Raw genomic sequence first — 20102 nt, forward strand, 5'->3', positions numbered from 1 at the left:
GGCGCTGGATCCGGAGCACCCGTACCCCTTCAGGTGCATGCCCAGCAGCCCGAGCTTCCCGATATCGACGGCGACCTCTCGGGCCGGCATCTCACCGGTCTCGAACCACTCGGCGACGTGGGGACGCAGCCGCTGCTCGCCGAACCTTCGAACCGTGCTGCGCAGCTCGATCTCTTCGTCGGTGAGCAGAGAGTCCACGTCCAGCAGGTCGTCGATCTTGGCGGAGGCCTTTCTGCTCCTCGCGTCCGCAGCGTCACTCATGCCCCATGTCTACACCGGGGGTCGATAGGCTCGAAAGCCATGAGCGACATCCGGCACCGAGGGTTGGCGACGAAGGCCATCCACGCCTATCGGCCCGATGCTGGCACCGGGGCGGTAAACACGCCGATCTACGCCAGCTCGACGTTCGCCCAGGACGGCGTCGGCGGCCTGCGCGGCGGCTTCGAGTACTCACGTACCGGCAACCCGACCCGCGCCGCGCTGGAAGCCACACTGGCCGCGGTGGAGGAGGCCGCATACGGCCGCGCCTTCAGCTCGGGAATGGCGGCCACCGACTGTGCTCTGCGGGCCATGTTGCGACCGGGTGACCACGTCGTCATCCCGAATGATGCGTATGGCGGCACCTTTCGGCTCATCGACAAGGTCTTCACTCTGTGGGGGCTGTCCTATACCGCGGTACCGCAATCGAACGTCGACGCCGTGCGCGCGTCGCTCACAGACGCGACCAAGCTTGTCTGGGTCGAGACTCCCACCAATCCGCTGCTATCGATCGCCGACATCGCGGTAATTGCTGAGCTGGCGCACGGACACGGTGCAAAAGTATTGGTGGACAACACGTTCGCCTCGCCGGCACTGCAACAGCCGCTGACCCTGGGCGCTGACGTGGTGTTGCACTCGACGACGAAGTACATCGGGGGGCACTCCGACGTGGTCGGTGGAGCGCTGCTTGCCAACGACGAGGAACTGGACACCGCGTTCGCTTTTCTGCAGAACGGCGCGGGCGCGGTGCCCGGCCCGTTCGACGCCTACCTGACGCTGAGGGGACTGAAGACGCTGACGCTGCGGATGCAGCGGCACAGCGAGAACGCGGTGCGGGTCGCGGAGTTCCTCGACGAGCATCCTTCCGTCAGCGTCACGCTCTACCCGGGACTGCCCGGGCACCCCGGGCATGAGATCGCAGCCCGGCAGATGAGCGGCTTCGGTGGCATGATCTCGGTGCGGCTGCGCGGTGGTCGTCAGGCGGCTCTGGAATTGTGTTCGCGCACTGAGGTTTTCATCCTCGCAGAGTCGCTGGGGGGAATCGAATCGCTGATCGAGCACCCGGGTGCGATGACGCATGCGTCGACGGCGGGGTCGCTACTCGAGGTGCCCGACGATCTCGTCCGCCTGTCGGTGGGTATCGAGGACGTGGCAGACCTGATCGCCGACCTCGACGCGGCGTTAGGTTAGCGCCGGCCGCACCGCCGAGGCCACCACTGCGAGGTTGACGTGGGGTGCGTCCCTGGTCGATTCGTCGAGCCAGCATCCGCCGGCGATGTCACCCGCGCGCGAATCCACCCAGCGACGTCCCCTCTCGTGGAGGCTCAGGATCTCGGTCAACGCGCCCACCGGGTACAGCAGCGAGATGATCGCGGCGGTCGTCGGGGCTGGGCTGTTCAGGTCGAACAGCGAGAGACCAGCCCGGCCCGCACCTCGTCGACGCGCGTGCGGTCGACCATCGGCCAGATCACCGAGCCGGTGAGCGGCTGTCCCTGCATCGGGACGGGCCTGATGTGACCGCCCTGCTCGAGGCGGCCCAACAATGCCGGCTCGACGCCCCGGCTCAGCTTGGCCACCGCCGTGCGTGGCCTCCACACGTGCTGATGCATCATCCGCAGCGGCGGGTCCAGAATCGGGTCGGCAAGGTCGGGTTCTCCCGACGGCAGCAGCCGCCCGGCTGGTGCCGGTGCGCCGTCGTACGACAGCCAGACGCGGCAGGCGAGGGCGAGATCCAGCAGCACGGCGGCGCCCAACAGTTTTTCCCGCCTGCTGTGGCCCAGCGCGGGCCTGCCCGACGCATTGTCCAACAGCAGCAGGAGCAGGTCCTCGGCGATCCGGGCCATCAGCGGGACTGTGCCAGATGCTCTTCGCGCAAGCGGCTCATCGCCGTCAGATGCTCTTCGCGCAAGCGGGCTCATCGCCGTCAGATGCTCTTCGCGCAAGCGGCTCATCGTCAACCGCTCATGGGAGGAGCGCCTCGTTACGCGTGATACGGCTCGGCGCTGACGAGGGTGACCTTCACCTTGTTGCCGCTGGGCACGGTGTAGGTGCGCGTCTCGCCCACCTTCGCGTCGATCAGCGCACCGCCGAGCGGCGAGTTGGGTGAGTACACCTCGAGCTTGCCGTCGCTGACGCCCTCTTGGCGAGTCGCGATCAAAAAAGTCTCGGTGTCCTTCTGGTCGTCGTCGTAATAGACCTTGACCACCGAACCGGGCAGAGCGACGCCCGACTGGGTGGGCGCCTCGCCGACCTTCGCGTTGTTCAGGAGCTCTTGAAGCTGCCGGATGCGCGCCTCTTCTTGGCCCTGCTCTTCGCGGGCCGCGTGGTAGCCGCCGTTCTCGCGCAGGTCGCCTTCCTCGCGCCGGTCGTTGATCTCGGCGGCAATGACCGGACGATGGGCAATGAGCTGGTCGAGTTCGGCCTTGAGGCGGTCGTACGCCTCCTGGGTCAACCACGTGACCTGTGTGTCGGTCATCTTGTCGCGCTCCTCGTTACTCGTGCCGCGATCGCTCGCGGCGGCAAAGGCCAAAGACTCACTGCCGGGAGTGTGCGGGCTCACCGCGTGTATTGCCGTTTTGCAGAGCGGTAATCACGTCAGATGCAGCAATACACGGTCCCAGCGGGAACCGTGTATTAACGAATCGTACCACTGCCATTAGCCCGCCAGATCCGGGTGAGTGCGGCCGGCCCTAGGACGGCACCAAATACGACGGCACGTCGAGGCCGCAGCCGTACACGTCGCCCATCACCGGAGGCCTGCTCGTCTTCACCAACCCGCTGACCTGTACCGATGTGTCCGTCGACGGTGGCACGAGCAGCTCGCGCCTGCCGGTCTCGCTGCCGTCTTTGGACCGCGCTCGGACGATACAAACCGCAGGTCGCGACGGATCGGCGCGAGACACCGTGATCGTCACCTCCACGGTCTCGTCGTCGACCAATCGGTATCCGGCGAGCGTGCCGGTGACGTCGCTTCGGCCCAGACGCTGATAGCCGACAACGGCGACCGCGACGCCGGCGCCGAGCACGATCAACACCGCCACGAGGATGATCCACCGACGCCGGATCCGCAGCAACGGCCGCCGCCCGTAGCGATCGGCCGGACGGTCGATCATGTTTGGATGCCCGTCGGTCGAGGGGAAAGACTAGGACTGGAACTATAGGGCGAAGCAGACGACCACCAGCACGGCAAGGGACCAGAAGAAAACGTGACCGAACTTCGGATGTTGGCCGTCCACGCCCACCCGGACGATGAGTCCAGCAAGGGCGCGGCCACCACGGCCCGCTACGCCGCGGAAGGCCACCGGGTGCTGGTGGTGACGCTGACCGGCGGCGAGCGCGGCAGCATCCTCAATCCCGCGATGGACCTGCCCGAGGTTCACGGCCGGATCACCGAGATCCGGCGCGACGAGATGGCGAAGGCGGCAGAGATCCTTGGTGTCGAGCACAAGTGGCTGGGATTCGTCGACTCGGGGCTGCCCGAGGGCGACCCGCCGCCGCCGCTGCCGGAGGGTTGCTTCGCGCTGGTCCCGCTCGAAGAGCCCACCAGGGAGTTGGTCCGCGTCATCCGCGAGTTCAAGCCGCACGTGATGACGACCTACGACGAGAACGGCGGCTACCCGCACCCGGATCACGTTCGCTGCCACCAGGTTTCGGTCGCTGCTTTCGAGGCCGCCGGCGCTGCGGACAGCTATCCGGAGGTCGGCGAGCCGTGGGAGGTGCTCAAGCTCTACTACAACCACGGCTTCCTGCGCCAGCGGATGCAGTTGTTGCAGGAAGAGTTCGCCAAGCACGGGCAGACGGGTCCGTTCGAAAAATGGTTGAAGCGATGGGATCCCGAGCACGACGTGTTCGCGGGCCGCGTCACCACTCGGATCGAGTGCTCCGAGTACTTCAGCCAACGCGACGACGCGCTGCGTGCCCATGCCACCCAGATCGACCCAACCAGCGACTTCTTCGCCGCGCCGATCGAATGGCAGCAGCGGCTCTGGCCCACAGAGGAATACGAACTCGCGCGGTCGCGGGTGCCCGCGAACCTGCCGGAAACAGATCTATTCGCCGGGATCGAGCAGTGACCAGGTTCGGCATCCTGCTCGCCGAGAATCCGCCGCGCAATACCGGACCTGACTTCGGGAAGGCCAGCCCTGTCGGGTTGTTGATCGTCGTGCTGCTGTTGATCGGCACCTTCGCACTGGTCTGGTCGATGAACCGGCACCTCAAACGGCTGCCTGAGCGGTTCGACCGTGCGCATCCCGAGCCGGACCAGGCCGCCGACGACGGAACGGTCGAGGACGCCGGCCCGGGGTCTGACAGTGACGCCGGCGCGGACGTCGCGCCGCCATCGGAAGGGCGGCGTAATGAGCCCAGCAGCTAACACCCTGGCCGATGCCACCAGCCCGTATCTGCGTCAGCATGCGGACAATCCGGTGCACTGGCAGCAATGGGGCGAGGACGCACTCGCCGAGGCCGCCGCGCGCGACGTCCCGATATTGCTGTCGATCGGATACGCCGCCTGTCACTGGTGCCACGTCATGGCCCACGAGTCGTTCGAAGACAACGACGTGGCCGATGTGATGAATGCCTACTTCGTCTGCGTGAAGGTCGACCGCGAGGAGCGACCGGACCTCGACGCCGTCTACATGAACGCCACCGTCGCGCTCAACGGCCAGGGCGGGTGGCCGATGACGTGTTTCCTCACCACCGACGGTCGCCCGTTCCATTGCGGCACCTACTATCCGAAGCCGACGTTTCTTCAGCTGCTGGCCGCGGTCACCGAAACCTGGCGCACCCGGCGCGCAGACGTCGAGGCCGCCGGAGATCAGATCTCCGCCGCACTGCACGAACTGGCATCCGCGCTGCCGGCCGGCGGCGCACCGATCACTGCGTCGTTGTGCGACAACGCGGTCGCCGCGATCCTGCGCGACGAGGACCCTGAGCGCGGCGGGTTCGGCGGTGCCCCGAAATTCCCGCCGTCGGCACTCCTGGAGGCGTTGCTGCGGCACTACGAACGCGCCGGGGATCCGTCGTCGCTTGGCGCGGTGTCGCGCACCGCGACGGCAATGGCCAGAGGCGGCATCTACGACCAACTCACGGGCGGGTTCGCACGCTACAGCGTCGACGCGTCGTGGGTGGTGCCGCACTTCGAAAAGATGTTGTACGACAATGCATTACTGCTGCGCGCATACGCCCACTGGGCGCGGCGTCGCGGCGATTCACTAGCCCGCAGGGTCGCCGGCGAAACAGCCGACTTCCTCCGCAGCGCGCTGGCCGACAGCGACATGTTCACGTCGTCGCTGGACGCCGACGCTGCCGGGCGGGAAGGGTCGACGTACGTCTGGACGCCCAGCGAGCTGCGTGACGTGCTAGGCGACGACGACGGACGTTGGGCTGCAAGGGTTTTCGAGGTTACCGATGCCGGGACGTTCGAGGACGGTAGCTCGGTGCTGCAGCTTCTGGGTGAACCCGAGGACGCGCAGCGCTTCGATCGCGTCCGCACCACGCTGCTGGCCGCGCGCGAGCGTCGCGTTCAGCCCGACCGCGACGACAAGGTCGTCACCGCGTGGAACGGGCTAGCGATCACCGCTCTGGCCGAGGCCGGCGTTGCGCTGAACCGCCCCGACCTGGTCGATGCCGCGCGACGGTGCGCCGACGCGCTGTTGATTCTGCACCTGGTCAATGGAAGGTTGCGTCGGGCCAGCCTCGGCGGCGTCGTCGGCGATAGCCCCGCGATCCTCGAGGACTACGCCGCCCTGTCGACGGGCCTGCTGACCCTTCATCAGGTCACCGGCGAAGCATCGTGGTTGATGGCCGCGACCGACCTGCTCGACACCGCGCTGGCGCAGTACGCCGACCCCGAGACGCCCGGCCGGTGGTATGACACCGCCGCCGACGCCGAGCGGCTGGTGCTGCGGCCGTCCGATCCGCTGGACGGCGCCACCCCGTCGGGCGCGTCGCTGGTCGCCGAGGCGCTGCTGATCGCCGGCCATCTCGCCCCCGACGGCGAGCGGTACAGGCAGGCAGCCGAGCAGACACTGGCCGCGCATGCCGTGCTGCTGGAGCGGGCGCCGCGGGCATCCGGGCATTGGCTGTCGGTGGCCGAAGCCTCGGTGCGCGGGCCGCTGCAGATTGCGGTCGCATGCGACCGCGACGGCTCGGAATTGCTCGCCGCGGCACGGGTACTGGCGCCCGGGGGAGCGATCGTCGTCGGAGGGCCACCCGATTCATCAGAGCTGCTGTCGGGACGGGGGAAAGTGGCCGGCGCGGACGCGGCCTACGTCTGCCGCGGCCCGGTGTGCGACCTGCCGGTCACCACGTCCGAGGCTCTCGCCGAGGCGCTTTCGACCGTGTAGCGTCCGGCCCATGCCGAGTACTGACCCATCCGCGACCGTCAACCGCTATCTCGAGCTTCTTACGAAAAAGGGAGTCGCAGACGAGATCACGGCGCTCTACACCGACGACGCCACGATCGAAGACCCGATCGGATCGGACGTTCGACGGGGCCGCGACGCGGTGCACGAGTTTTACGCGGCGTTCGACCAAGCGGAGAAGAAGACCGACTTGTTGGCGTTGCGGGTCGGCGGCAGCGAGGCGGCGTTTTCCTGGCGGTTGAGCATCGATTTCGGCAACGGCTCCGGCACCGTGATCGAGCCGATCAGCGTGATGACCTTCAACGAGGACGCGAAGATCACGTCGATGAGGGCATTCTGGTCGCCGTCGGACGCCAAGCCGCTCTAGTAGGACACCGCGAACCACATCGCGATGTAGTGGCAGATCGCCGCCACCGCGGTGCAGGCGTGGAAGAACTCGTGGTGGCCGAACGTCGTGGGCCACGGGTTCGGCCATTTGAGCCCGTAGAGCACGCCGCCGATGCTGTACAGCGCACCGCCGACGATGAGAAGCACCAGGGCCGCGACGCCCGCGCCGTGCATGATCGGCCCGATGAACCACGCCGCGACCCAGCCCAGCAGCAGGTACAGGGGCACGCCCACCCATCGCGGCGCGGACGGCCAGCACATCTTCAGCAGCACACCGGCGATCGCGCCGGCCCAGACGATCCAGAACAGCACCCAGCCGTCCGCAGCGGGCAGTGCGATCAACGCGAACGGCGTGTAGCTGCCCGCGATGAAAATGAAGATCATCGAGTGGTCGAGGCGCTTCATCCACTTGCGCGCAGTCGCGGATTTCCAGTGGATGCGGTGATAGGTGCCGCTCACGGCGAACATCGCCACGATCGTGAACGTGTAGAGCATCATCGCCAGCCCGACGCGCACCGACCCGGTGATGCCCCAGGTGACCGAGATCAGGGTGGCGCCGCAGATGAACGCCACCACGGCCGCGTAGACGTGTATCCATCCGCGCAGCCGCGGCTTGCCGAGGATCTGGACGACGCCGTCTACCACCGCCTCGGCGAAGTCTTCGTCGTGGTCGTCGAGGATTTGCGAATGCGCGCGCCGGGATTTGGTGGTGTCGACGGCCATGCCACCTCCATTGCCGCACAGGTTTTCTTCAAACGCCACAGTAGTCTGGCATTTCGTGGAGATCATCCCGCCGCGCCTCAAGGAACCGCTGTACCGGGTCTACGAGATGCGCCTCCGGCAGGAGCTGGACCGGCAGAAATCCGAGCTACCGCGCCACATCGCGGTGCTGTGCGACGGGAACAGGCGATGGGCCCGTGAGCTTGGTTACAGCGACGTCAGCTACGGCTATCGCGTGGGCGCGGCGAAGATCGCCGAGATGCTGCGATGGTGCGCCGACGCCGGCATCGAGATGGCCACGGTGTACCTGTTGTCCACCGAGAACCTGCAGCGAGACCCCGACGAGCTCAACGCGTTGATCGAGATCATCACCGACGTCGTGGAGGAAATCTGCGCCCCCGCCAACCGCTGGAGCGTGCAGACGGTCGGTGACCTCGAGCTGATCGGCGACGAGCCGGCCCGGCGTCTGCGCGACGCCGTGGAATCGACCCGGCACAACAACGGGCGGGCGGGCAGCTTTCACGTCAATGTCGCCGTCGCCTACGGCGGGCGGCAGGAGATCGCCGACGCGGTGCGAACGCTGTTGTCCAAGGAACTCGCCAACGGCGCCACGCCGGAGCAGATGATCGAGTCCGTCACCGTCGACGGGATCTCCGAAAACCTGTACACATCCGGACAACCGGATCCCGATCTCGTCATCCGGACGTCGGGAGAGCAGCGGCTCTCCGGGTTCCTGCTCTGGCAGAGCGCGTACTCGGAAATGTGGTTCACAGAGGCGTACTGGCCGGCGTTTCGCCGGGTGGACTTCCTGCGCGCCCTTCGCGACTACAGCGCCCGGCACCGCCGGTACGGCATGTAGCTCCCGCTGATCAGGTGAGCGCGCCCGTGGCGACCGGCGGCGGCTTCTCGCCTTCCGCGGTGTCGAGCACCAGCTCGGCGATCCGGGACCGATGCTGCTCGGCGGTGCCCAGCAACGCAGCGTCGGTGGCCGCGCGCTTGAAATACAGGTGCGCCTGATGTTCCCAGGTGAAGCCGATGCCGCCGTGAACCTGGATGGTGTCCGCAGCGATCCGCGAGAACGCAGCCGAACATGTCGCCTGAGCGATGCTGGCCGCCAGCGCGGCGTCGTCCGAGCCGTCGGTCAACGCCCCTGCCGCGTGATACGCCGTGGACCGGGCATGTTCGAGGTCCACGAGCAGGTCGGCCAGTTTGTGCTTGATGGCCTGAAACGATCCGATCTGCCGCCCGAACTGCAGCCGCGACTTCGCATAGGCGACGGACAGGTCCAACAGATGTTGTGACGCGCCGATTTGCTCGGCGGCCAGCAACGCCGAGCCGACGTGCAGCGCGTGCTGGATCACGCGCTCGGCCTCGTCAGCTCCGGCAAGCAGCTGGGCCGGAGCATCGGAGAACCGGAGGGTGGCCTGAGGGCGGGTCAGGTCCAGGGTGACCAGCGCCGTCCGCTCGACACCGCGCGCGTCGACCGCATACAGGCCCAACCCATCTGAACTCTCTGCCGCCACCAGCACGTAATCGGCGGCGCCGGCGTCGACGACCCGCTCGGCGTCACCGGTCACCGTGTAGCCGTCGCCCGAGCGCGTCGCGGTGACCTTCACGGCGTCAAGGTGGAACGCCCCGGCCCGGTCGGCAACCGCGAACGCCGCAGTGGCGCGGCCCTCTGTCAGTGCTCCCAGCAGCTCGTCGCGATCGGACCCGGACGGCGCCGCGACGAGCGCGGGGATCGTCAGGAACACCGTGCCGAAAAGCGGGCCGCAGGCCAGCGACGCGCCCAGTTCCTCCACCGCGATCGCCTGGTCTACGAGGGTGCCACCGGCCCCGCCATCGTCTTCGGGCACCGACAGCCCGAGCACGCCGAGTTCGGAGCCCAGCCGGGCCCAGACCTTCTGGTCGAACGGAGGGTCGGCCTCCATCAGGCGACGCACCGCCTGCTCATCGTAATTGTCGGCGCAGAACTTCCGCACCGCGTTGCGGAGCTGAACCTGCTCGTCGGTGAACGTGAACTCAGCCACGCGGAACCTCCTTCCACGGCATGCCCGCGTCGGCGCGCAGGTCGCCGGGCAGCCCAAGCACTCGCTCGCCGAGGATGTTGCGCATCACCTCGGAGGTGCCGCCCTCGATCGTGTTGGCACGGCTGCGCAGGAAGCGCTGCTGCACTGGTCCGCGCCAGTCCGAGGCGTCGCCCTCGTCTCGTAGCGCGTAACTGTGGTACAGAACCCCTTCCGGCCCAAGGAAATCCATGCAGAACTGATAGATGTGCTGATTCAATTCCGCGCCGACCAGCTTACCGATCGAGCCTTCCGGGCCCGGACCGCCTACGGTGGCGCCGGCCCGTGACCGCTCGGAGGTGAGGCGCTGCGCCTCGGCCCGTAACCACAACTGGGTGAGCCGGTCGCGCAGTACCGGCGTGTGCAGGTCCGGCCGAGATGCCCACAGCGACACGGCGTCTGCGATCACCCCGGCTCCGCGCCTGCTCCCGCTGCCGCCGAGTGCGCTGCGTTCGTTCATCAGAGTGGTCATCGCGACGCGCCAGCCATCGCCGACCTCGCCGAGGCGATACGAGTCGGGGATGCGCGCGTCGGTGATGTACACCTCGTTGAACTCGGCGTGCCCGGTCATCTGACGCAGTGGACGCGCCTCGACGCCGGGAGCCCTCATGTCGAGCACGAAGTAGGTCAGCCCTTTGTGTTTGGGCACATCGGGATTCGTGCGTGCCAGCAGAAGTCCCCATCGGGCCCGGTGCGCCAGGCTTGTCCACACCTTCTGGCCATTGACCACCCACTCGTCCCCGTCGGGCACGGCCGATGTGGCCAGGCCGGCCAGGTCCGAGCCGGCCCCGGGTTCGGAGAACAGCTGGCACCAGATGTCTTCGGTGGTGGCCAGCGGGCGCAGCAACCGCCGCTTGACATCCTCGGTCCGGGCGTGTTCGCGCACCGTCGGCGCCGCCATCCCGTAGCCCATCGGGTTCAACGCCAGCGGCACCGGACCGCCGGCGCCCTGCAGGATCCTGTCGGCGACCGCTTGCAGGCCGCGTGACACTCCAAGGCCGCCGAGGCCCTCAGGGAAGTGCACCCACGACAGCCCCGCGTCAAAACAGGCGCCAAGGAATTCGGGAATGGGGACGGATTTCGGATCGTGTTCTCGCGCGACCTGCTGCGCGAGCTCAGCCACCCGATCGGTATCAGCGACACTGCTCATTCCGTCAGAATAGAAAGGCAGTTTTCAGGCTTACTGCGCGCCCTGCGCGACTACAGCGTCCGGCACCGCCGGTCACGGCATGTAGTCGCGCAGAGCGTGCGATTCGTCGCGTGTGGCGATTACGCCACGTCTGCGTTGTTGCGCGCTTCGATTGCGGTCACGCTCTGGTCGAATGCCTTGCGCAGGACGCCTTTTCCGACGGAGCCGAACACAGCTGCCAGTGCGCGCCCGCGGAAGTTCTTGCCCTCGCGAACGATGACGACGTCGACAGCGGTCTTTCCGTCGAGCTGCGGTGTCAAGGTGTAGACGTAACCCGACGCGCCGCCCCAGAGATTGGAATCGGTGGTGGTGATCCGTACGCGGTTCGGCTCGGACCAGTCGTAGTGCAGGCGCTCCCAGACGCCGCCGGACCCTTCGGTGACATCGGCCTCGTGTGCGCCGAGGCTGTGCACCTTCAAGTACGAATCGGCACTGTTCTTGAACACCTTCTCCCGGCCGGGGCCGAAATCGGTGAGGCCGGCGATGAACTGCTCGGGAGTGGAAGTTGTCGCGTGATGGAAGCGGATGGTGCTCATGTCGTCCTCCGTGGTCCTTGAATGTTTGATGCTTGCGCCCACGTCAGCGCTCCCAGGGTGCGGCGGATTCCGCTACAGGCCCGATCAGAGGAGCCCTGGTCATCCTGGTGCCGGCGGGAACAGCCTTAGGATCGACGGGTGCCTGAGGTACTCGACGCGGTTCTGCTCGCCCACGGCGGTCTGGACACCTGGCGGCAGTTCAGCCGGGTTCAGGCGACGATTGTCACCGGAGGGCAGCTGTGGGGCATCAAGGGCCAGCCGCAGGATCCCGACCCGAGGCAGATGAGCGTCGCACTGGATCGCGAGTGGGCCTCGGTGCGGCCGTTCGGTGCCGACGACCAGAAGACGGACTTCACGCCGCAACGTGTTGCCATCGAAAAGCTGGATGGCCAGGTGGTTTTGGAGCGGTATGACCCTCGCGAGTCATTTGCCGGGCATGAATTCGCCACGCCATGGGATCCGCTGCAACGCGCCTACTTCAATGGCTACGCGATGTGGACCTACCTCACCACTCCGTTTCTGCTTGCGCTGGAAGGTGTTGCCGTGCAAGAGATCGCGCCCGTCGAAGACGGCGGCCAGACGTGGGTCGGGCTGCAGGCAACATTTCCACCCGAGATTGCCAGTCACTCCACGGTGCAGGAGTTCTACTTCGGCAGCGACGACTTCCTGCTACGCCGCCACGACTACCGCGTCGAGGTGGCGGGAAGTTTTCCCGCCGTCCAGTACACCTACGACATCGTCGAAGCGGACGGCATCAAACTTCCGTCGATACGCAGGGCCTACCGGGCAGACGACGACGGACACGCGCTGGCTGATCAGTTGATGGTCGCGATCGATCTGAGCGAGATCCGCTTCTCTTAGAAGCATCGGGCGCGTGCCAGACTTAAGGCATGGCCGCGCTCTCGGCAGTGGTATTCACGCTGAGCTGGTGGCTGGGCCTGTACCTGGTGGCGCGTGATCCTCGCAAACCGGTGCTGGTTCTCGCGGCAATGGGGCTGACGAGCTTTGCCACAGTCGTGGCACTCGACGCGGTGCGGCTCACCAGTACTGCGCACGCTGAGCTGCTCAGCCGCATCGAGATCTACCTGGTCGCGGCGCCTGCGATCGCATGGTTCGCCGTACTCGTGGAACTCTCGCGGCCGTCTGAGAGCTGGCGCAGCAGGATCGGCGAGGTCCTGCTGATTGCGGCGGTTGCCGTCGGTGCGCTGGCCGGCGCGGCAATGGCCGGAGATGTGAACGGGCCGCTGCGCGCCGGCCACTGGGTGATGTTCGCGGTGATCTCGCTGTCGACGCTCGGGGCGATGGTGGTGTCAGTCGTCAGACGCATGCAACCGGGGCCGGTGGCCGGGTTCGTGATCGTCGCGACGCTGTTCTTCGCGCTGAGCAACGCGATACTGATCATTCCGCTCGGGCTGGTGCCGAGCTGGCTCGCACTCGCGTCCACGGGCTGCGATGTCGCCGTGCTGGGCCTGGCGGTGGCGCTGTGGGACGCCTTCGACGAGGGGCACGCGCTTCGCGCCGACATGCTTCGGTCGTTCGCCGCGACCGGTGTCGTGGTCGTGCTGTTCGGAGGGCAGGCGCTGATCGGGCTCGCCGTCATCGCTCCGGAGGGCGCCGGCAGGACCGCGGTGACGGTGCTCATGTTCACCAGCCTGGGCCTGGCAATCGCGATCCACGTCTTCTCAGACCGGCTCGCCGGGCTGCTGGACCGGGTGGCGTTCTGGAAATCCCCTGCTTTGCGTGCCGACCGGGCGGCGTTGCGCAGCACCGGCGCGGCACTGCCGCTGCGGCGGTCCGGCCAGCTTGACGACATCGACGACGACGCGTTCGCCCGTCTCACCCGTCGCGCGCTGGGGCACTACGGCGATCTGTCCAAGCTCGTCGCCAGCCCGCTGACGGCGCTTGCCGAGATCGACGACCGGCTGGCGCGCAGAGGCGCGCCCGATCAGCCGCTCGAGCGGGCCAACGAGTTGAAGGCGCTGCTGGCCGACAAGATCGCCGGGCTCAAGCCCCGCGACGGCGGCGACTTCGGCACGACGGACGAGTGGCGTTACTACAACGCGTTGTACTTCCCCTACGTCGTCGGCGTGCGGGCGTATGCGCAGAACGCGACCGCGGCGGGGCTCGACCCGGTGGCACGCCAGGCGTGGCAGTGGTTCGTTACCGAGGTGCCGCAACGATCGCTGCACAACTGGCAGAACGCGGCCGCCCGGCTGATCGCCGCCGATCTGCGCGGCCGCGTAACTGTCGCGCAGTCCTGATCTCGTCCGCCCCGCTCGAGTCTGAAAATTCTGCGACGACACGCCGAAGAGGCCCGCAGAGGTTTCAGATTGGCCTAGTCGATCGGGTGGCGGCCGCGCTGTCGTTCCTGGTCGAGATAGTCGCCGGCGAATTTGCCGACGTGGCGGGGCAATTGCCCCGCGGCGACGTCGGCCAGCGTGGTCTTCTCGAGGACCGAGCGCATGCTCGCACGCAGCGCCCGCCAGACGTCGGTCAGTGCGGCGGTGGCACCGGAGTACGGCAGGTCCCCGAGTCCGGTGTCGTGCACGCTGGCGAGCGGGCCGTCAATGGACCGCAGCACGTCAGCGATGCTGATCGCAGCGGCGGGACGGGCCAATGCGTACCCGCCGTCGCGGCCGCGGTGGCTCTTGACGAGGCGGTCGTTGCGCAGGACGGAGAGGATGTCGACGAGAAACTGAGGCGGGATGCCTTGTGCCTGGGCCAGTTCCTCGGTCTTGACGAGAACACCGTCGTCGACGCTCGCCAACTCGACCATTGCCCGGACGCCGTACTCGGCTTTGGCCGACATTCGCATCGGCAAATTCTTTCACCCCGCCGTCACGGCAAGCACCGCGTCGGCCAGCTCGGGTCGGCAGATGACGATGTCGGGCAGAAGGGGGTCACGCCGGTTGTACTCGAGCGCCGAGCCGTCGATCCGCGAGGCGTGCAGGCCCGCAGCCCTCGCCACGGCGACCGGCGCGGCGTTGTCCCACTCGTACTGGCCGCCGGCGTGCACGTAGACATCGGCGATTCCCTGCACCACCGAGGCGACTTTCGCACCTGCCGAACCCATTTCGACGAGCGTGCCGCCGAGGCGGTCACGGACCTCAAGCGCAATCGCCGGCGGCCTGGTGCGCGAGACGACGATCCGGGGCTTCACCGGCGCCGGGGGCGGCGAGGGTACGTGCGGCGTGGCCAGCGTGATCCCCTGTGCCGGAAGGGCAACCGCGCCCGCGACGAGTTCACCGGATTGCCAGAGCGCAACGTGCACGGCCCAGTCCTCGCGGCCCAGCTCGGAGAACTCGCGGGTCCCGTCCAGCGGGTCGACGATCCACACCCGCTCGGCGGACAGTCGGACAGGATCGTCGATCCCTTCCTCGGACAACACCGCATCGCCCGGGCGCTCGGTAGCCAGTGCCTCCATCAGATAGTCGTGGGATCGCTTGTCACCAGCAGCTTTTCGTTCACTCTCCGTGGCACCGGCGAGTTCTTCGCGCACCCGCAGCAACAGCTGCCCGGCGTCGGTGGCCAGTCGCGCGGCCAGTTCATGGTCAGTCACTGAAGATGTCTGCTCTTCGCCCAAGTGGCTCATCGCAGTTGTCTGCTCTTCGCCCAAGTGGCTCATCGCTGCTCGGCAATCACGAGTTCGATGATCCGCTGGGCGAGCTCATCAAGTGTGCGGTCGGGTGTGAGGATCAGGTCCGGATTCTTCGGCCGCTGGTACGGGCTGTCGATGCCGGTGAAGTGTGTGATCTCACCCGAACGGGCCTTCTTGTAGAGCCCCTTCGGATCTCGACGTTCGCACTCGGCCAGCGGCGTGTCGCAGAACACCTCGAAGAACGGCACGCCCGATTCCTCGGATATCCGGCGGGCCAGCGCGCGGTGCTCGGCCAGCGGGCTGATCGCCGGCACCAGGACCACCTGCCCGGCCTCGGCCAGCAGAGTGGCGACATGCGCTAGTCGGCGAAGGTTCTCGGCACGGTCGGCCATGCTGAAACCCAGGTCGGCGTTCAGGCCGTGCCGAAGGTTGTCGCCGTCGAGAACGTAAGCGGGACGGCCCGATTCGAGAAGCCGACGCTCGGCCAGCATCGCCGCCGACGACTTGCCCGAGCCGGACAACCCGGTGAACCAAAGCGTGACGCCCTGCGACAGCCGATCCGCGTGACTCACCAGCGACTGGTGCTTAACCGTGTTCGGACTCGAGGCGCGCACGGCGGCGTCACGTGCCGAGACGTCACGGAAGACCATTCCCGCGGCGACCGTCCCATTGGTCGTCGGGTCGATGAGGATGAACGAGCCGGTGCTCGCATTGCGGGAATATTCGTCGAGCATCAGCGGGACCTGGGTGCGCAGCGTGACACGGCCGAGTTCGTTGAGCTTCAGGGCCGTTGCGCTTTTGTCGCGGTGCAGGGTGTTGACGTCGAGCCGATACTCCAGCGCCGTCACCCGAGCCCGCGTGGTCTTCGTGGTCTGCTTGATCACGTAGTCGCGGCCGGGTTCCAGCGCCGCACCGTCGGCCATCCAGCAGACCGTCGCGTCGAACTCCTGGGTGACCTTCGGCTGGTTGTTGAGCCGGGCAATCACGTCGCCGCGCGAGATGTCGATGTCGTCGGCTAGGCTGACAGATACCGCCATCGGCGGAAAGGCCTCTGCCACAGGGCCGGTCGGCGACTCGATTGCCGCGATGCGGCTGGTCTTTCCGTTCGGCAAGACGATCACCTCGTCGCCGACAGCCATGACGCCACTGGCGACGGTGCCTGCGTAGCTTCGGTGGTCGTGGTGATCGCTTGTCTGGGGCCGGATCACGTACTGGACCGGAAAGCGCACGTCGACCAGGTTGCGGTCGCCGGCGACGTAGACGTCTTCGAGATGTGACAGCAGCGCGGGCCCGTCGTACCACGGCGCGTTGTCGGACTTGGTGACGACGTTGTCGCCGTTAAGCGCCGAGATGGGGATCGTCGTGACGTCGTGTACGTCGAGTCGTGCTGCGAAATCGTGGAATTCGCTGCGGATACTCTCGAACTTGTCTTCGTCCCAGTCGACCAAGTCCATCTTGTTTACGGCGAGGACGATGTGGCGCACACCGAGCAGTGAGGCGAGGAACGCGTGTCGGCGTGACTGCTCGAGCAGCCCGTGACGTGCATCCACGAGAACGATCGCCAGGTGCGCTGTCGAGGTGCCGGTAACCATGTTGCGGGTGTACTGGACGTGCCCCGGCGTGTCAGCGATGATGAATTTCCGCTTGGCAGTGGAGAAGTAGCGGTAGGCGACGTCGATCGTGATGCCCTGTTCGCGCTCGGATCGGAGCCCGTCGGTGACGAGCGCAAGGTCGGTGTAGTCGTTACCGCGTTCCTTCGACGTGCGCTCCACCGCGGCGAGCTGGTCTTCCATCACGGCCTTGGAGTCGTAGAGCAGCCTGCCGATCAGCGTGGACTTTCCGTCGTCGACCGAACCGGCGGTAGCGATGCGCAGTAACGTCGCCATCTATTTATCCCGTCGCTTCGCTCGCCCCATTTAGAAGTACCCCTCCCGCTTGCGGTCCTCCATGCCGGCTTCGGAGATCCGGTCGTCGGCGCGGGTGGCGCCGCGCTCGGTGAGCCTGGAAACGGCTGTCTCGGCGATGATTTCGTCGACGGTCGCCGCGCTGGATTCGACGCAGCCGGTGCAGGTGACGTCGCCGACGGTGCGGAATCGCACGGTGGTCTCGAAGACCTCCTCTTCGGCGGTCGGCTGCATGAAGGGGTGGACAGCCAGCAGCATCCCGTCGCGGGCGAACACTGGCCTGCGGTGGGCGTAGTAGATCGCGGGCAGCGTGATGTCCTCGGCGCCGATGTAGGACCAGATGTCGTATTCGGTCCAGTTGGACAGCGGGAACACCCGGATGTGCTCACCTTTGCTGTGGCGGCCGTTGTAGAGGTTCCACAGTTCTGGCCGTTGGCCTTTCGGGTCCCACTGCCCGAACTCGTCACGGAATGAGAACACGCGTTCCTTGGCGCGGGCCTTCTCCTCGTCGCGACGCGCGCCGCCGAAGGCCGCGTCGAACCTGTTCTCCCGGATGGCCCGCAACAGCGTCACGGTCTGCAGGGGATTGCGCGACGGCCCGTTGTCGACGACCCGCCCTGCGTCGATGTCGTCCTGAACGGATGCCACCACGAGCCGGATCCCGGATTGTGCGACCAGGTGGTCGCGGGTGGCGATCACCTCGTCGAAGTTGTGGCCCGTGTCGACGTGCATGACTGGGAATGGGAGGCGGGCCGGGCGGAACGCCTTGAGCGCGAGGTGCAGCATCACGATCGAGTCCTTGCCGCCGGAGAACAGCAGCACCGGCCGCTCGAACTCCGCGGCGACCTCGCGGATGATGTGGATCCCTTCGGCTTCCAGGTGGCGCAGATGGCTGAGTTCGTAGCGCCCGGGCTCGAGCTGGGAGACGGCTGAGGTCATTGGTACCTCGTAATGTTGGTCAGATTGGTCATATTTACAGGCTTAGCCTTATAAAACCAGACGAGGGACGTGTCGTCAATGTTCGGACGCTTACCAAGAATCCGCCAAGGCCTAGGGCGCAACCTCTACGAAACCGGCTCGGGTCGAGCCGACGAGAACGAAAGGAACCATCATGAGACGTCTATTGGTAGGGATGGCCTTCGGAGCCCTGCTTGCCGGCGGCCTGGGTGTAGCCGGCTTGGGACCTGCGGCAGGTATCGCGCACGCCGACCACGCGTGCACCAACAGCGGAGTCTGCAACAGCCTGTGGTGCCCGGGACAACATCTGCCCTTCTCTGCGCACAAGGGCGCAGCGTTGTCGCCGTCGGAAGTCAACTGGGACACGAACGTTTGCCACTGGTGGTTCTTCGATTTCACCGATCACTATGGCGGCGAGCCGGTGGGTGCTTACGGCCTCAAAGAAGGGGAGCCCGTCGCTGCGTGGGGCTGGTGATCGCGTGCGTCCGACACCGGTCAGTGGTGCGTAGTGAGGTGCTTGACGCGTGCGAACAGGCGGTGCTTGGGCTCCGATCCGTTCTCCGATTCGATGATCGCCCGCACGGTGCGCCGGCAGCGGCCGCACTGAGACCCCGCGCCGCACGCGTTGGCCACCTGCCGTGACGTCGAGGCACCGGCGTCGACGGCATCGCGCACCGCCTCGGTGGTGATGCCCAGACACAGGCAGACGTACATCGGCGCAACCCGTCAGCTCGAATAACGGTGGATAGGTAAGGCTAGCTTAATGGCGCCGGGCGGGGTCCGTCTACTGTACTGAAGGTCTTACGATAAGCCTCTCGTAAGCCGCGGCGCACCGACTAGAGTCGGCCTGTGGTTTTTGAGGGAAGCGCTGAGAAACGCGCGGTGGTAGTCGGCGGTGCGTCGGGCATCGGCTGGGCGGTCGCGAAAGGTCTGGCCGCCGAGGGTTGCCACGTGACCATCGCAGATCTGAACACCGAAGGCGCCGCAGCGAGGGCGAACGAAGTCGGGGCACCGCATGACAGCGGGGCCGTCGACGTCACGGACGAGGACTCTGTGGCGGCGCTTTTCGGCCGCACCGGACCGCTCGACATCGTCGTGAACACCGCCGGGATCGGCGGCGTCGGACGCATCACCGAGCTCCCGCTCGAGCAGTTCCGTGCGATCGTCGACGTCTGCCTGATCGGTGGCTTCCTCGTCACCAAACACGCCGGGCAGCATCTGCGTGACGGCGGCGTCCTCGTCAACATCACGTCACTGAACGCGCGCCTGGCCGCCCCGGGGATGAGCGCCTACTGCGCGGCCAAGGCCGGGCTGGCGATGCTGACCCAGGTCGCCGCGCTCGAGCTCGCGCCGCGCGGCATCCGGGTCAACGCGGTGTCGCCCGGGTTCGTCGACACCCCGCTGACCGAGGGCGTGAGCCTGGTGCCCGGCGCCCTCGAGGAGTACGTCGAGAACACTCCGCTGGGCCGCGTCGGCACGCCGCGGGACGTCGCCGACGCGGTGCTGTTCCTGTGTTCGGACAAGGCGGGCTGGATGACCGGTGAGGTGATCGACCTCAACGGCGGTGCTCACCTCAAGCGTTATCCGGATGTGTTGGCGCATGTCGATCGATTGATGTCGGCGACGTGACGGCGTTGCGCGGACAACAGGCGATCGTCACCGGTGGTGGGTCCGGGATCGGCGCCGCCCTGGTGCGGGCGCTGACCGCGCTCGGAGCCGACGTGCTGTGCACCGACGTCGACGTCGACGCCGCCAAACAGAGCGCCACCGCAGCACCCGGACCCGGGACCGCGACCGCTGAGCACCTCGACGTCACCGACGCCGCAGCGGTGCAGGCGGCAGTCGACGGTGTCGTCGCTCGCGCCGGCCGGCTGGACTTCATGTTCAATAACGCGGGCATCGTCTGGGGCGGCGACACCGAACTACTGACGCTTGAGCAATGGAACGCGATCATCGACGTCAACATCCGCGGCGTCGTGCACGGGGTGCTAGCCGCCTATCCCTTGATGATTCGGCAGGGCCACGGACACATCATCAACACCGCGTCGCTGGCGGGCCTTGTGCCCGGGGGGCGTCTGGTCAGCTACTCCATGACCAAACACGCCGTGGTCGGGCTGTCGCT

At 66.8% G+C, this 20102-nt stretch carries 24 protein-coding genes; 11 read left to right on the forward strand and 13 right to left on the reverse strand.

Going from position 1 to position 20102, the window contains the following annotated elements:
- Window positions 1-261, reverse strand: a 261-nt coding sequence (locus QOH60_RS01305; protein ID WP_526416282.1) for an acyl-CoA dehydrogenase family protein, incomplete at its 3' end; no start/stop codon positions are given.
- Between the two features lie 39 nt (window positions 262-300).
- On the opposite strand from QOH60_RS01305, the gene QOH60_RS01310 reads away from it, so the two are divergent.
- The gene (locus tag QOH60_RS01310) at window positions 301-1449 is read left to right on the forward strand and encodes a cystathionine gamma-synthase (RefSeq protein ID WP_526416284.1); all 1149 of its coding nucleotides are present in this window, start codon (window positions 301-303) and stop codon (window positions 1447-1449) included.
- Window positions 1450-1655: 206 nt separating this feature from the next.
- Here QOH60_RS01310 and QOH60_RS01315 read toward each other — a convergent pair whose 3' ends face one another.
- The 3 genes from QOH60_RS01315 to QOH60_RS01325 all read right to left on the reverse strand — a co-directional run bounded on the left by QOH60_RS01315 (window position 1656) and on the right by QOH60_RS01325 (window position 3371).
- Window positions 1656-2210: a GPP34 family phosphoprotein gene (locus QOH60_RS01315; protein ID WP_526416286.1), complete on the reverse strand. Its 555-nt coding sequence runs from the start codon at window positions 2208-2210 to the stop codon at window positions 1656-1658.
- 29 nt (window positions 2211-2239) lie between these two features.
- A complete protein-coding gene (gene greA / locus QOH60_RS01320; protein WP_526416288.1) occupies window positions 2240-2734 on the reverse strand; it encodes a transcription elongation factor GreA in 495 nt (164 codons plus the stop codon).
- A gap of 214 nt (window positions 2735-2948) precedes the next feature.
- Window positions 2949-3371 (reverse strand): DUF4307 domain-containing protein, encoded by a 423-nt coding sequence (locus QOH60_RS01325; RefSeq protein WP_526416290.1) that lies wholly within the window; start codon window positions 3369-3371, stop codon window positions 2949-2951.
- 93 nt (window positions 3372-3464) lie between these two features.
- Here QOH60_RS01325 and mca point away from each other — a divergent pair, with 93 nt between their 5' ends.
- Genes mca through QOH60_RS01345 form a run of 4 tightly spaced genes read left to right on the forward strand, consistent with a single transcriptional unit; the run spans window position 3465 to window position 6990 of the window.
- A complete protein-coding gene (gene mca / locus QOH60_RS01330) occupies window positions 3465-4331 on the forward strand; it encodes a mycothiol conjugate amidase Mca (RefSeq protein WP_526416292.1) in 867 nt (288 codons plus the stop codon).
- Window positions 4328-4630 (forward strand): hypothetical protein, encoded by a 303-nt coding sequence (locus tag QOH60_RS01335; RefSeq protein WP_526416294.1) that lies wholly within the window; start codon window positions 4328-4330, stop codon window positions 4628-4630. The genes mca and QOH60_RS01335 overlap by 4 nt, the downstream gene beginning before the upstream one ends.
- The gene (locus QOH60_RS01340) at window positions 4614-6605 is read left to right on the forward strand and encodes a thioredoxin domain-containing protein (RefSeq protein ID WP_526416296.1); all 1992 of its coding nucleotides are present in this window, start codon (window positions 4614-4616) and stop codon (window positions 6603-6605) included. Before QOH60_RS01335 ends, QOH60_RS01340 begins: the two co-directional genes overlap by 17 nt.
- A 10-nt stretch (window positions 6606-6615) precedes the next feature.
- The gene (locus QOH60_RS01345) at window positions 6616-6990 is read left to right on the forward strand and encodes a nuclear transport factor 2 family protein (RefSeq protein ID WP_526416298.1); all 375 of its coding nucleotides are present in this window, start codon (window positions 6616-6618) and stop codon (window positions 6988-6990) included.
- Here QOH60_RS01345 and trhA read toward each other — a convergent pair.
- On the reverse strand, window positions 6987-7733 hold the full coding sequence (gene trhA, locus QOH60_RS01350; protein ID WP_526416300.1) for a PAQR family membrane homeostasis protein TrhA: 747 nt from the start codon (window positions 7731-7733) through the stop codon (window positions 6987-6989). The two genes, QOH60_RS01345 and trhA, sit on opposite strands and share 4 nt — an antisense overlap.
- Window positions 7734-7788: 55 nt before the next feature.
- Here trhA and QOH60_RS01355 point away from each other — a divergent pair, with 55 nt between their 5' ends.
- Window positions 7789-8589 (forward strand): (2Z,6E)-farnesyl diphosphate synthase, encoded by an 801-nt coding sequence (locus tag QOH60_RS01355; RefSeq protein WP_526416302.1) that lies wholly within the window; start codon window positions 7789-7791, stop codon window positions 8587-8589.
- Between the two features lie 10 nt (window positions 8590-8599).
- Here QOH60_RS01355 and QOH60_RS01360 read toward each other — a convergent pair whose 3' ends face one another.
- The 3 genes from QOH60_RS01360 to QOH60_RS01370 all read right to left on the reverse strand — a co-directional run bounded on the left by QOH60_RS01360 (window position 8600) and on the right by QOH60_RS01370 (window position 11521).
- A complete protein-coding gene (locus QOH60_RS01360; protein ID WP_526416304.1) occupies window positions 8600-9760 on the reverse strand; it encodes an acyl-CoA dehydrogenase family protein in 1161 nt (386 codons plus the stop codon).
- Window positions 9753-10946: an acyl-CoA dehydrogenase family protein gene (locus QOH60_RS01365; RefSeq protein WP_526416306.1), complete on the reverse strand. Its 1194-nt coding sequence runs from the start codon at window positions 10944-10946 to the stop codon at window positions 9753-9755. Before QOH60_RS01365 ends, QOH60_RS01360 begins: the two co-directional genes overlap by 8 nt.
- 119 nt (window positions 10947-11065) lie before the next feature.
- Entirely contained in the window at window positions 11066-11521 is a 456-nt protein-coding gene (locus QOH60_RS01370; protein ID WP_526416308.1) for a hypothetical protein, read from the reverse strand.
- A gap of 138 nt (window positions 11522-11659) precedes the next feature.
- On the opposite strand from QOH60_RS01370, the gene QOH60_RS01375 reads away from it, so the two are divergent.
- The gene (locus QOH60_RS01375; RefSeq protein ID WP_526416310.1) at window positions 11660-12382 is read left to right on the forward strand and encodes a hypothetical protein; all 723 of its coding nucleotides are present in this window, start codon (window positions 11660-11662) and stop codon (window positions 12380-12382) included.
- A gap of 29 nt (window positions 12383-12411) precedes the next feature.
- The gene (locus QOH60_RS01380) at window positions 12412-13782 is read left to right on the forward strand and encodes a hypothetical protein (RefSeq protein WP_526416312.1); all 1371 of its coding nucleotides are present in this window, start codon (window positions 12412-12414) and stop codon (window positions 13780-13782) included.
- A 74-nt stretch (window positions 13783-13856) separates the two neighbouring features.
- Here the strand turns inward: QOH60_RS01380 and QOH60_RS01385 are convergent, their stop codons facing one another.
- From QOH60_RS01385 to cysD, 4 genes are all read right to left on the reverse strand, one after another.
- Window positions 13857-14336, reverse strand: coding sequence for an Rrf2 family transcriptional regulator (locus tag QOH60_RS01385; RefSeq protein ID WP_526416314.1), 480 nt, complete (start codon window positions 14334-14336; stop codon window positions 13857-13859).
- Between the two features lie 12 nt (window positions 14337-14348).
- Window positions 14349-15080, reverse strand: a complete 732-nt coding sequence (locus QOH60_RS01390) for a 3'(2'),5'-bisphosphate nucleotidase CysQ (RefSeq protein ID WP_526416316.1) — start codon at window positions 15078-15080, stop codon at window positions 14349-14351.
- 62 nt (window positions 15081-15142) lie between these two features.
- The gene (cysN, locus tag QOH60_RS01395; RefSeq protein ID WP_526416318.1) at window positions 15143-17005 is read right to left on the reverse strand and encodes a sulfate adenylyltransferase subunit CysN; all 1863 of its coding nucleotides are present in this window, start codon (window positions 17003-17005) and stop codon (window positions 15143-15145) included.
- 30 nt (window positions 17006-17035) lie between these two features.
- Complete coding sequence (cysD, locus tag QOH60_RS01400; protein WP_526416320.1) at window positions 17036-17962, reverse strand: sulfate adenylyltransferase subunit CysD; 927 nt, start codon at window positions 17960-17962, stop codon at window positions 17036-17038.
- A 172-nt stretch (window positions 17963-18134) separates the two neighbouring features.
- On the opposite strand from cysD, the gene QOH60_RS01405 reads away from it, so the two are divergent.
- Window positions 18135-18455 carry a hypothetical protein gene (locus QOH60_RS01405; RefSeq protein WP_526416322.1) on the forward strand — a complete coding sequence of 107 codons (321 nt, stop codon included), beginning with the start codon at window positions 18135-18137 and terminating at the stop codon, window positions 18453-18455.
- Window positions 18456-18475: 20 nt separating this feature from the next.
- Here the strand turns inward: QOH60_RS01405 and QOH60_RS01410 are convergent, their stop codons facing one another.
- The gene (locus QOH60_RS01410; protein WP_526416324.1) at window positions 18476-18694 is read right to left on the reverse strand and encodes a (2Fe-2S)-binding protein; all 219 of its coding nucleotides are present in this window, start codon (window positions 18692-18694) and stop codon (window positions 18476-18478) included.
- A gap of 135 nt (window positions 18695-18829) precedes the next feature.
- On the opposite strand from QOH60_RS01410, the gene QOH60_RS01415 reads away from it, so the two are divergent.
- On the forward strand, window positions 18830-19609 hold the full coding sequence (locus tag QOH60_RS01415) for an SDR family NAD(P)-dependent oxidoreductase (protein WP_526416326.1): 780 nt from the start codon (window positions 18830-18832) through the stop codon (window positions 19607-19609).
- On the forward strand, window positions 19606-20102 hold a 497-nt coding region (locus QOH60_RS01420), incomplete at its 3' end, for an SDR family oxidoreductase (protein WP_526416328.1). The genes QOH60_RS01415 and QOH60_RS01420, both read left to right, overlap by 4 nt.

Source organism: Mycobacterium sp., from assembly GCF_032159765.1.
In the GTDB taxonomy this organism is placed as follows: Bacteria; Actinomycetota; Actinomycetes; order Mycobacteriales; family Mycobacteriaceae; genus Mycobacterium.